The sequence below is a fragment of the Halothermothrix orenii H 168 genome (assembly GCF_000020485.1).
Taxonomy (GTDB): Bacteria; Bacillota; Halanaerobiia; order Halanaerobiales; family Halothermotrichaceae; genus Halothermothrix; species Halothermothrix orenii.
In genome coordinates this window covers 1,131,172-1,143,327 of record NC_011899.1, presented here as the reverse complement: position 1 = coordinate 1,143,327, position 12,156 = coordinate 1,131,172, and the positions used below count along the sequence as shown (strand labels likewise).

12 protein-coding genes are annotated in these 12,156 nt (G+C 37.1%); all 12 read right to left on the bottom strand.

What is annotated here, in order from left to right; all coding sequences use genetic code 11:
- Positions 1 to 3: 3 nt before the first annotated feature.
- On the bottom strand, positions 4 to 1,320 hold the full coding sequence (gene der, locus HORE_RS05525) for a ribosome biogenesis GTPase Der (RefSeq protein WP_012635993.1): 1,317 nt from the start codon (positions 1,318 to 1,320) through the stop codon (positions 4 to 6).
- Between the two features lie 142 nt (positions 1,321 to 1,462).
- Positions 1,463 to 1,882, bottom strand: coding sequence for a DUF512 domain-containing protein (locus HORE_RS12410; protein WP_050748608.1), 420 nt, complete (start codon positions 1,880 to 1,882; stop codon positions 1,463 to 1,465).
- A 28-nt stretch (positions 1,883 to 1,910) separates the two neighbouring features.
- Positions 1,911 to 2,612 (bottom strand): PDZ domain-containing protein, encoded by a 702-nt coding sequence (locus tag HORE_RS12405; protein WP_050748607.1) that lies wholly within the window; start codon positions 2,610 to 2,612, stop codon positions 1,911 to 1,913.
- A 36-nt stretch (positions 2,613 to 2,648) separates the two neighbouring features.
- On the bottom strand, positions 2,649 to 3,113 hold the full coding sequence (locus HORE_RS05515) for a DUF3189 family protein (protein ID WP_012635992.1): 465 nt from the start codon (positions 3,111 to 3,113) through the stop codon (positions 2,649 to 2,651).
- A 56-nt stretch (positions 3,114 to 3,169) separates the two neighbouring features.
- Positions 3,170 to 3,619, bottom strand: coding sequence for a DUF3189 family protein (locus HORE_RS05510; RefSeq protein ID WP_012635991.1), 450 nt, complete (start codon positions 3,617 to 3,619; stop codon positions 3,170 to 3,172).
- Between the two features lie 39 nt (positions 3,620 to 3,658).
- Complete coding sequence (locus HORE_RS05505; RefSeq protein ID WP_012635990.1) at positions 3,659 to 3,862, bottom strand: capping complex subunit for YIEGIA; 204 nt, start codon at positions 3,860 to 3,862, stop codon at positions 3,659 to 3,661.
- An 18-nt stretch (positions 3,863 to 3,880) separates the two neighbouring features.
- Positions 3,881 to 4,771: a YIEGIA family protein gene (locus tag HORE_RS05500; RefSeq protein WP_012635989.1), complete on the bottom strand. Its 891-nt coding sequence runs from the start codon at positions 4,769 to 4,771 to the stop codon at positions 3,881 to 3,883.
- On the bottom strand, positions 4,771 to 5,853 hold the full coding sequence (gene spoIIP, locus HORE_RS05495; protein WP_050748606.1) for a stage II sporulation protein P: 1,083 nt from the start codon (positions 5,851 to 5,853) through the stop codon (positions 4,771 to 4,773). Before spoIIP ends, HORE_RS05500 begins: the two co-directional genes overlap by 1 nt.
- Positions 5,840 to 6,505 carry a DUF1614 domain-containing protein gene (locus HORE_RS05490; protein WP_012635987.1) on the bottom strand — a complete coding sequence of 222 codons (666 nt, stop codon included), beginning with the start codon at positions 6,503 to 6,505 and terminating at the stop codon, positions 5,840 to 5,842. The genes spoIIP and HORE_RS05490 overlap by 14 nt, the downstream gene beginning before the upstream one ends.
- Positions 6,506 to 6,632: 127 nt before the next feature.
- Complete coding sequence (locus HORE_RS05485) at positions 6,633 to 8,744, bottom strand: bifunctional 4-hydroxy-3-methylbut-2-enyl diphosphate reductase/30S ribosomal protein S1 (RefSeq protein ID WP_050748605.1); 2,112 nt, start codon at positions 8,742 to 8,744, stop codon at positions 6,633 to 6,635.
- Between the two features lie 686 nt (positions 8,745 to 9,430).
- Positions 9,431 to 9,847, bottom strand: coding sequence for a bacteriohemerythrin (locus HORE_RS05480; protein ID WP_012635985.1), 417 nt, complete (start codon positions 9,845 to 9,847; stop codon positions 9,431 to 9,433).
- 533 nt (positions 9,848 to 10,380) lie between these two features.
- Complete coding sequence (locus HORE_RS05475) at positions 10,381 to 12,045, bottom strand: carbon starvation CstA family protein (RefSeq protein WP_012635984.1); 1,665 nt, start codon at positions 12,043 to 12,045, stop codon at positions 10,381 to 10,383.
- Between the last annotated feature and the right edge of the window lie 111 nt (positions 12,046 to 12,156).

Below are 12,156 nucleotides of genomic sequence, written 5' to 3'. Positions count from 1 at the left end.
CCTCTATGTTTTTTGTTTAAATTTCAATCTAATTGGGCTCCCCACAAATCCAAAAGCATCTCTGAGTGAATTTTCCAGATAACGTTGATAGGCAAAGTGAACAAGCCCGGGGTTATTAACAAAAAAGACAAAAGTCGGAGGTTTTATTCCTACCTGGGTAGTATAAAATATTTTTAACTTTTTTCCCTTTCTGGTGGGAGGTTCTCTGAGCTGAATAGATTCCTGAACCACTTCATTTAATAATCCGGTTTTAACCCGACGTGAATTCTGATCAACCACATATTCAATTAGCTTTAAGAGCTCCTGAACCCTCTTTCCAGTAAGGGCTGAAATAAAAGTAACAGGAGCATACTGTAAAAACTTTAAATTATAATATATTTCTTCTTTATAATTTTCCATAGTATGGGTATCTTTTTCAACAAGATCCCATTTATTAACAGCAAGAACAATAGCCTTTCCGGCTTCATGAGCATAACCTGCAATTTTTTTATCCTGCTCAGTAACCCCTTCCAGGGCATCAATCATCATTATAACCCCATCAGACCTGTCTATTGCCTTTATTGTCCTTAATGCACTGTAATATTCAGTAGCTTCTTTTACCCGTGATTTCTTCCTTAGGCCTGCTGTATCAATTAAATTATACCTGTGACCATTTTTCTCTACCAGGGTATCAATGGCATCCCGCGTTGTCCCCGGAATATCACTTACTATAACCCGTTCCTGGCCCACAATATAATTAACCAGTGAAGACTTACCTACATTGGGTTTCCCGATTATGGCAACATCTATTGCATCATCATCGGAATCTTCTGGCCCTTTTTCCGGTAACATATTTACTATTTCATCCAGGAGATCACCTGTATTTTTACCATGTTCTGCTGAAATGGGGATCAGTTTGTCAAAACCGAGGGTATAAAATTCCCAACAGTCTTCTTCCATATTTTTAAAATCATCGACTTTATTAACAACAAGTATAACCTTTTTATTACTTTTCCGCAAAAAGGCAGCAACTTCCTCATCTGTAGCCGTCAGTCCATTTCTGCCATCAACAACAAAGAGTATAAGACTGGCCTCATCTATTGCCATCTGGGCCTGGTACTTAACCATATTTTTAATCTGGTCCCTATCATAGGGATCAATACCACCGGTATCAACAATAATAAAAGACCTATCAAGCCAGTTTACATCTGCATAGATACGATCCCTGGTCACATTGGGTTCTCCCTCTACAATTGAAATCCTGTAACCGGCCAATCTATTAAAAAGAGTTGATTTACCGACATTGGGACGTCCCACAATAGCTACTACTGGCTTCGCCATTAACTATCACCTCCATTACTTCATCAATGTTGGAACAAAGGTATATTTTTTTATCAGGAAACTCATTTAATATATCATGTATTGACAGGCTATCAAGGAATTTACAATTTTCATTAACAGCTATACCGGGCAAAATAATATGTTATGGTAAGCCATGATAATTATGTAGGTGGTTAATAATATCCTGTCCGGTTAAAAGACCGGTTACATTAACTGTTTGTCCAAAAAAATTGTTAATAACAGGAATTGAAATCACATTAAGTCCCTTAATTTTTTTTAGTTCAGAAATAACAGGTTTTAAAGCCTTAGCTCCCAGTTCAGAAGTAACAATACCAAAATCTTTATCAGGAACTGAAGCAGGCATCTTTTCATATATTTTTTTAAAATCATCCCATAATAACCTGGTTAGACCAATTCCATTTTCCAGCTGGGGAAATCCGTCATATTCTTCCCGGAATGGGATAGTTTTCCCAGCAATAAAATAAAATTCATCAGCAGGATAGACCATATGTTTATTAAACCTTTTGAGACATATTTCCTGCCATTTTTCCACCTGTTTCAATAATTGTTGAGCCTCACTTTTCCGGGGCTTATTGAGGGGATATAGCCCCTTCCTGAAGCGGGGTGATACCGACCGGGACAATTCCTATAGATAGTAAAGAAGGATAAAAGCTGAGTAAATCTTCAATGGTTTTATGAAGTGCTCTCCCATCATTTATACCCGGGCATAAAACTATCTGGGTATTAAATTTAATTCCGTGTTCAGATAAATAATCAAGCTGCCCTTTTAATTCACCGGCCCTGGTATTTTTCATCATCTTTTCCCGTAAAACAGGATCAGTAGTATGAACCGATATATTAAGTGGACTAATACGCAGAGAAGCAATCCGTTTTAGATCACTTTCATCCAGATTAGTCAGTGTTATAAAACTCCCCTGCAGGAAAGAAAAACGGTAGTCATCATCTTTTAAGTAAAGGGTTTTTCTTAAACCCGGCGGCATCTGTTTTACAAAGCAGAAAAGACAATCATTTTGACACCTTTTTAATCCATCATAAATGATTCCTTCCAGCTCTATTCCCAGTCTCTGTGAGTAATCTTTTTCGACATTGATATCCCAGTAATCACCATTCTTTTTTTTGATAAGTATATCTATAAAATCTTCAGAGATTTCAAGCTGGTAATCTATATAATCATTTATCTTTTTACCATTAATCTCCAATATGGTATCACCTGGTTTAAGTCCGATATCATCGGCAATACTACCTGGTTCGATTGCTTTTATTACAGGCATTTAGCTACCCCCTGTATGGAGATAATACCATATTTATTACTTATAAGCAATACCTATTTCCTCTTTTACTTTTTTTACAACCTCAACAAAATCAGGGTAAACCTTCTTTAAACCATAAACCGTCATCAATCTTCCCGGAAAAACTAAACCCAGTCGCCTTGATAAATAACCTCCAACCCTGACAAGGACATTAACATATTGTAAGGTATTTTTAATAATAACTTCACCTTCAAGTCCTTCAAGGTTAATAAAGCTTTTTAGCATATTTTCTATAACTTGCCTGGCTTTTCCCGTACCGAGAATATAAATAAAATTCCCTCTTTCATCCTTACCAAAATAAAAAGGGGTTCCAATTAAGTCAGAAGGGGTTTTATCATAGTAAGGAAGATTAATAATCTCTCCTGTTTCCGGAATGCGATCCACTGGTAACATGTTAGTATGGATAGCTGCCGCCAGCACGGAAGAATGGGCACTACCAAAGCAGGAATAAATAATAACCATAAGGCCACCTCGTATTAAGTCTTAGCATCAGGTCTTATTAAATCTTATTATTGATGTCAATTTAACCTTGCAAAATAATCTTCCAGGGTTTTTATATTTATATCAAGACCATTTTCCAGAAACTTGTTACAATAATAGTTATTTCCGATACTTTTAAAAAATATTGCCAATTTTATATAATAATTCTCAAAAGCACTTACATTAAAGAGGATTATCGGACTATTTCTTGAGAAAATCCTGTTAATACCCAAAAGAGTCCTGAAAACAATTTTCTCATGTTTTTTTCTATTAATGAATAGAACCTGGTTTCCATAACCATCTAGCCCAATAAAATTTAATTCCCCTGGTTTGTATTGAGGAACAACTTCATTTACAACTTCCCTGATTAATTTTTTCTTAAATTCTGTCTGACCATCTTTATTTTTAACCTCTTCATATTTTAAATAATATTTAATAATAAACTCAGAAAGCAGGTCATTTCTTCTATGATGAAATATTATTCTCATATTTTCACCTTATATCTATATTAGAACAGAGAATTTTAGTTAATGTCTTATAATAATTTTGACTCCATTACCCAGGTCATGAACCATACCCAGGGTCAACCGGGCAATAAGCATGCTGACATTTTCCATCTCTTCCTTATCTTCTGTAATAAATATAGGGGCCCCACCACTAACCATCTCCCTTTTATCCTTTGTGGTAATCACTGCAAGGATATTATTACTTAAGTTTACATCTTCACCCATTGTCAAACCCCCATATTATTAATCTGCTGCTTTCCTTCCCATTTTACTTTTCAATGGTTTACGCTGAGAACTTTCAACTACCGGTATTTTTTCTACAGCTTTTTTTATAAATTCCTCATCTGGTTCCTGGGGAATCATAATAATATTTAAAGTCCCATTATCCAGGTTTAACCTGGCCAGGGGAGTAAATTGTTGTACCCCGATATCGAGTTTTACCCCCATCAGTATAGATAGATCATGGAGAATTGTCTGTCTTTGACCAACATTTGATAGGGTAGCCCTGGCATCCTCATCTCTGGGGATAATTTTAATCCCGATCCCTTCATTATACCACTTCTGAAAAGCCTCTTCTTCACCTACATTCATAATAATCACATCGTCAATTCCTATATTTTTACCTTTAAAGTTTATAGGAACTATTTTTACCCTGGCTATATCTGAGACATAAGGGCCTTTCATAAACCGATGAAGTAAATATGCTATTAAAAATCCTCCACTTACAGCCAGATAAATATTGGTATAAAAAAAGATAATACTTGTAACCAGGGAAGTAATTAAGGCAAGGTAATTCCTGGCTTCAAAAAGTTTTGCAATCCCTTCAATATAAGCCTTACCACGTGGTATTAACTCTGTCTCTTCAATTCTGGCCAGACTCTCCCGTTCCAGGTTTCTCACATCCCTGAATTGTTGAGCTCCAATAGTCAAAAAAGTTACCGCAATATATTCCTTTTCCGCCAGAGCCGGTAAAACCAGAGCCCCCAGGGCAGAGGCAATCATACCCAGGGTTAAATGTATCACATAGGAATGGGGATAACTGGGAAACTGGCGATAGTCAACATTTAGCATTAATCCCCGCGAAATTGACCCCACCAGGAGGCTTGTTACCAGAAGGTCACCATATTCAAACATTATTTATTATCTCCTTTATCAAGTACCTCTCTCCCCAGAAACCTCTTTAACCTTCTTATAACACCCTCAAAACTGCCTTCATTAAGGTAAAGATAGATAACCAGGCCAATTATAACTACCGCCCCAACCAGAATCAAGTTAGTAAAAGCACTTTTGTTTTCTTCACTCTGCTGTGCCTGACCCGGTCTGGCCCCGGCTCCATATAATAAAGTATTAATCGTATCAGCCAGCATAATAGCACTTGTCCTGGCCTGACCTTCAGAAATAACATGGGTACCAAACTCTAACAGGAGGGCGTGTGGTGATAGATGCTGGTTATAAGAACCTCGCCCAAAAAATATACCCCTGATTAACCCCGGATACTGTTTATCAGCCACTGCTTTTAACTGTTTAGCAAATTTTTCATTAACCTCCCGGTTAGGATTTTGCCTTCCTACCACCAGTCTGACCTGACTTACTACCTTTCCATTCACTCTGGTTAAATACTCTTTGCGACTGGGAACAGCATCCCGGTGAAGGTCAAAAATAGCGTCTGGTCTTTTTTTCAGTAAGTTAACAGCAGTCGCTCTTGACCTTTCATAGGCCGCCCCATCATGGGGTAAATGGAGGTTGTCAGATTGAATTGCCCTTATCCCCTTTTTTTCCAGTGCTTCTTTAAATGCCCTACCTATTTCATGAATCTCGCCTCTATCAGGTATATTTTCAGGACCTGGCAGGTATGATTCACCATTATGGGTATGATAAACGGCAATCAGTTTTTTTCCACCTGCAGCCAGTGGCAGTAATTCACCTGCTTTTGTTTTAATACCTTCCAGTAAATCCACCTCACCTACTTTACGGGCAATAGCACGATTACCGTTAATAGATTCTACAATATACTCCATATTATCCTGATTAATATATCTATCACCCTTTGATACTTTCATGGCTGTACTGAATATATAATTACCGTCATTATCATATACCTTAACACAATTTTCTTCAATGTGGCCAACAAATTCTGCAGAAACAAATCCAGACAATGATAATATAATTATAAAAATAAAAAGTATACTGTAAAGACCTCTATTACTTCTCATCATCATCACTCCTCCTTTCTTTGCCAGGTAAATTATTACCCCTGACCGGTCCTCCCTGGATGCGTTCCCTGGTCTCACCGACCAGTTCAGCCAGTAGCACAGCCAGTAAACCCGAAATAATAATACTATCAAAGGCACCCGCTCCCCCGATCATAACCTGAGAAACAACACGTCCAGTTAATACCTGCCCCAAAATAATTAAATTATAAGTTAAATATCCTAGGGTCCCTGCTATAAATGAAGCCCTCCTCGATCTTCCCAGTAAATAGGCAATAACACCTCCACTGATGGCAAAAACATACATGGGGTCGATGATATCCCTGCCATGACCAAAATTTTTAAAAAATTGACTTAAACCATATATAGCCCCACCAGTTAAGACAACTGCTATAATAGTCCGTACCAGTTCGCGGTAAGTACCGGCCCTGCTTAAAACGTAAATAGCCAGAATAACCGGTATTATTGCCCCTCCCAGGTTTATAGTTACCACTGGATTCCGCAGTACGGTAAAATCAACGAAACTACCGATAATAATACCGGCAATAACAACCAGAGCCATAATATCAGTTAAATATAATTTATCCAGTACTCGCTGGGCAGCCCCAAAATAAATCAAAACTCCTAGAACAATAAGAAGTAATGCACCAATTGACATCATGCCACCTCCAGGTTGGTATTCTTTATAAAATATGTTTCCCACAATCAGGTTGTATATACATAAAAAAAATACCGCCCGGAGGCGGTTATGATCTAAAAACAGCAAAAATTATATTAAACTGTGATTATTTATCATCTTCTTTTTTAAGAATATCCCCAACAATCTCTCCAATGGTTACTCCAGAGGTAGATTCATTTTCCCTGGTAGGTTCCTTTTTTGGTGCTTCGACTTTTTTTGGTGTTTCTGGTTGTTCTTCAAGTGCTTTTATACTCAATCCAACCCTTTTCTGCTCTGGGTCAATATTAATAATCTCTGCCTTGATTTCTTCTCCTACAGATACTACTTCATCTGGAGTTTTTACATGACGATGTGATAGCTGTGAAATATGAATTAATCCCTCTATACCATTTTCAATTTCCATGAAAGCTCCAAAGTCTACTATTTTAGTAATTGTACCAGAAACTACCTCTCCTTCATAATGCTTTTTAGCAAACTCTTCCCAGGGATCAGGTAAAAGCTGTTTTAGTCCAAGTGAGATTCTTTCCTCTTCTTTGTTTACTGCCAGTACTTTAACCTCTATTTCCTGACCTTCTTCCAATACTTCAGAAGGATGTTCTATCCTACCCCAGGACATTTCTGAAATGTGTAAGAGGCCTTCAATTCCTCCCAGATCCACGAAAGCACCAAAATCTACTATCTTGGTAACTTTACCTTTAACAACCTGTCCTTCTTGTAATTCTTCCAGGGTTTTCTCTTTCTGCTTTTCTCTCTCTTCTTCCAGAACTTTTTTAGCAGATAGAACAACATTGTTTTTATCACGTTCAACTTCTATAACTTTTAAACGTAATGTTTTCCCAACATAATCACTTAAATCTTCAACATATCCAATTGCCACATGGGAAGCATGTACAAAACCACGGAGACCAATATCTACTACAAGACCACCTTTAACTTCTCTGGTAACTTCTGCTTCGATGATTTCATCATTTTCATAGGCTTTCAGGATACGCTCCCAGGCCTTCTCAAAATCAGCCCGTTTTTTTGATAAGACCATATTTCCTTCTTCATCTTCAAGGGTAAGAACGATTACATCGATTTCTTCACCTTCTTCGACAATTTCATGGGGGTCTTCAAAATCCCGGTGGCTTAATTCCCTGAGGGGTATTAAACCTTCGGTTTTATATCCGACATCCACATAAACCCCATTATCCCCAATTTCTACAACTTTACCTTTTACCTGCTGACCTTTTTTTAAATCAGCGGGATTATTGTCATCGTAGTTAAATTCTTCCTCATTTTCAATGGGATTTTCTTCACCATTTGGTGTTTCAGGAGTATTATCAGTATTTACTCCCTCTTGAATTTCTTCCTGTAATTCTGCATCTCTTTTTTCTTCACTCATAGCCTCAATAACCTCCTTAATTAACCAGTCTGGGGTCGAAGCCCCTGCTGTAATACCTATTTTATTGTAAGATTTCAACTGCCTGAAATCAATCTCTCCGGCAGTCTCTATATGATAAGTTGGGGTCCCAGTTTCAGCACACAGTTCTGCTAACCGGGTAGTATTAGCACTGTTTTTTCCCCCAATTACGAACATAGCATCTACCTGTCTGGCTAAATCAACGGCAGATTTTTGCCTTGTTTCTGTAGTTCTACAGATAGTATTGTAAATCCGTAACTCTTTAACTTCAGGTAAAATATAACTTACAATCTTTTGAAAAGAAGCAGGTGATTTGGTAGTCTGGGCTATTAGCCCAACTTTACTGGAAAGGTTAATATCTTTTATTTCCTTCTCACTGCTTATAATAATGGACTCATTACGCGCTGCCCCGTTGATACCGATAACTTCCGGGTGGTCTCTATCCCCAAAAATTATTGTCTGGTATCCTTTATCAACAAGCTCTCTGGCATACTTCTGGGCATTTTTTACATAGGGACAGGTTGCGTCTATTATATGTAAACCCTTTTGACGGGCTTTCTCTATTATATCAGGGGGTACACCATGTGACCGTATAATGATAACCCCATTATCAATTATATCAAGTGAATCTAAAGATTCAATACCCATCTCTTTTAATCTTTTTACAACCTGTGGATTATGAATTAAAGGGCCCAGGGTATATACAGGGATTTCTTCTTTATTATTCCCGGCAGCTTCCATTGCTAGATTAATTGCTCGTTTAACTCCAAAACAAAAACCAGATTCATCTGCGACATATACCTCCAGAACCGACACCCCCTTCAACCCCAGCACCAGCTATGCAACATTTGCTAATTAGTATACCCATTAAATACAACATTATTTCATACCCTTTATAACTTTTCGCTATTAATCTCAAGAATCCTCCCTAAAACTTAAAAAAAGTTTTCATATATCAAAAAATTAGTGGGTTAAATTAAATTGAGTAGGACCCGGGAACCCGCCACCTTCTTACATCCCCCCGTTTCATTTACTGACATTCATTTCGAGCAACTTAGGGTTTTAGTGTTGTACAACCTCACCCATATATGTAAACTCATATAGGCCACCCCATATAAGTACACCAATAATGGAGAAGAGGAATGTGTTCCTGTAGTGAAGTTTCCTCCGGATCCTACCTCACGTCAGGCACCCCTTGTTTTCGGTTAACGGTTGATGTTGCAAACCCCTGTTCCGGACTTTCACCGTATAACTGTTATTCATGCCCGGGCACACATAAAATAAACTGCAGGTAAAAAAACCTGCAATTTTAATGATGTATATAAAAAAGATTAAGCAAAACTGGTAATAGTCAGCTTAATCTTAATATATTTTTAATTTTATGTATATAACCTATTTTATTTCATACCTATTTTATTCCATAATCATTTAAAACATAATTATAATAGGGTTTTATGGCAATGTTTTAAACTTTAATATTTAGGCTTTACTATGTAATGATTTTATGTATTAATTTTTTCTCTTAAAAATGGACCATATTTCTGATCTTCTTCAAGAATATGTTTCTCAATCCAGTTTACAATAAAATTCAGGAGATCCATAATTCCTTCCTTTTGATTAAGGTCCAGTTCTTCAAGGTCAATTTCCTCCAGTTTTTTAACAAATATTTTATGCTGAAACCTGTGGCTACCCAGTCCAATAAAATCATGTCTTTCCATTAATTCTTCTTCAGTTTCAAAATGGTAAACAGTATAGTCATGCAATTCTTTTAATAGCTTGTGAATAGTGTCATACTGGTCAAATCCCTCTTCATTATTTTCCAGGGCAAGAAATAATTCGTCGGCAATACTGAATAATTTTTTATGCTGGTCATCTATCTCCTTAATCCCCACAGAATACTCTTCTTTCCATTTAAACATATTTATCCCCCTTTTCGATATTTTTATCTCAATATATAATCGCTTTATAAACATTATAAAATATTTATAGTAATGTGTCAATAGTATTAGTTATTATTACTATTATATTATTGTAATTTTACTATACCTTATTATCGCATATATAAATAATCTAAAAAATCGACTATGTAACGGTGGTTAACCCGCCCCCTTTCACATCACCACCTGTTTCCATTTACTTATTTACCTTTCGGACAACTTAAGTTTTATTCTGTTATACAACCTCACCCAGATATGTAAGCATTATTTAGGTATCCATATAGGTATTTATAATGGAGAAGAGGAACCTGTTCCCGGGATGAAGTTTGCTACAGTCTTCTTCAGACACTGCCTCACATCAGATGACCTTACTATTCTACTAACGTTTGGCGTTGCAAACTCCTGTTCCGGATTATCACCGTAAAGCTGTTTACGCATACAGGACACACATATAAAACACCCCGGAATCAATATTCCGGGGTGTATCCTGAGACATGATTTTGTCTTTTATATATTTACATATTGTTTTCTACGTTTATTTTTTTATTAAAGAAGATATCCCTGGCTTCCCGCATCATTACAATGGCGAGATACAAGATTACTAAAGCTACCAGAACAATAAAGTATTTGGGTTCAGGTGCTAATATCAGGTCAGAATAAATCTTGTATAATAAAGCAACTATAGTTGTAATAAGCATAATGCCTGCCGGAATAAGGGTGTATTTTGCCGGTTTTTTAACCCCGATAAGGTAAGCCGAAACTACAATTAAAGATAATGCTGCTATCAACTGGTTTGAGGCACCAAAAAGTGTCCATATACCCTGCCAGCTTCCAGTTACACCAAGTATAAATGCCGGTAATATTGAAATAAATGAAGCTACCCATTTATTTTTTAAGATATTAGAGTTTTCACCAAATGTTTCTGTAAATATAAACCTGGCCAGACGGGTAGAAGTATCTAGTGATGTCATAATAAAGGTTTTTAACATGGTCATGGCAAATAATGTTCCTAGAGAAATCCCTATAAAGGGTTCTACAAAACGTCCATAACCGGTCCCAAAAGCCACAATCCAGCCCTTTTGTTCAAATAAAGTTCTAAAACCAAATTGCTCCATACCAGCCGGGGGATTCCAGAAAAGTCCGGCACTGACAGCAAGAAGAGCAATAAAAGCAAGAACTGATTCCATAATCATACCACCATAACCAATTACCCTTCCATCACTTTCTTTATCAAGCTGTTTAGAAGTTGTACCACCGGATACAATAGAATGGAAACCGGAAATAGCTCCACAGGCAATCAGAACCATCAATGTTGGCCAGACAGGACCCTGCCCTGACATAACACCGGTAAATACCGGAGCGTTAATTTCAGGATGGGTTACAAGCAGGCCGGCTATTCCAACGGCAAGACCGATAAACAACACAAAGGTACTTAAATAATCCCGCGGCTGTAAAAGTAACCATACTGGTAATACCGAAGCAACCAGTGCATACCCCATTAAAGCTGTAAACCAGAGTATCATATTGGTTTTTAAAGCAAAAGGTAATAATATAGGAACTTTATAACCCAGGTATATACTACCCAGTAGCAGCAATATAGCAGATATGGTTCCTACAGAGACAGGTACATTTAACCTGTAGACAGCAAACCCGAACAACATAGCAATAGGTAACAGCAAAAAGGTAGGTAGTACAATTTCCGGTTTAGTAGCCAGGGTTTTAGCAGCAACCCAGCCAAATACGGTAATAATTAATACCAGGGTTATCCACATAAAGATAGCAAACATCTTTTTGGATTTTTTACCCATTACCTTTCCGGCTACATCTGCCATAGAGTTACCATCATTTCTTACAGAGACCATGAGTGATAAATAATCGTGAACAGCTCCCATAAAAATAGCGCCAACTACAATCCAGACAGCTCCCAACCCCCATCCAAAGTTATAAACCGCAACAACAGGTCCAATAATAGGGGCAGCCCCGGCAATTGAGGAGAAATGGTGTCCAAACAACAAAGACTTTTTACCAGGACTATAATCCTGTCCATCATAAAGACGGTGGGCCGGTGTTTTTTTGCTATCATCCGGTCTAACTACCTTACGTTCTATTAACCCACCATAGTACTTATAACCTAAAAATAAGAGAAAAAATGCAATAAGTCCTACTACTGCAGAATTCATTTATGTCCCCCCCGTTTTATATTTCACCTTAATTGTAATTTAAAACAAAGATATTACCTATATAATTTCTCTAAATTGTAAAAATAGGGGGACAAACTGTAAAATATATAT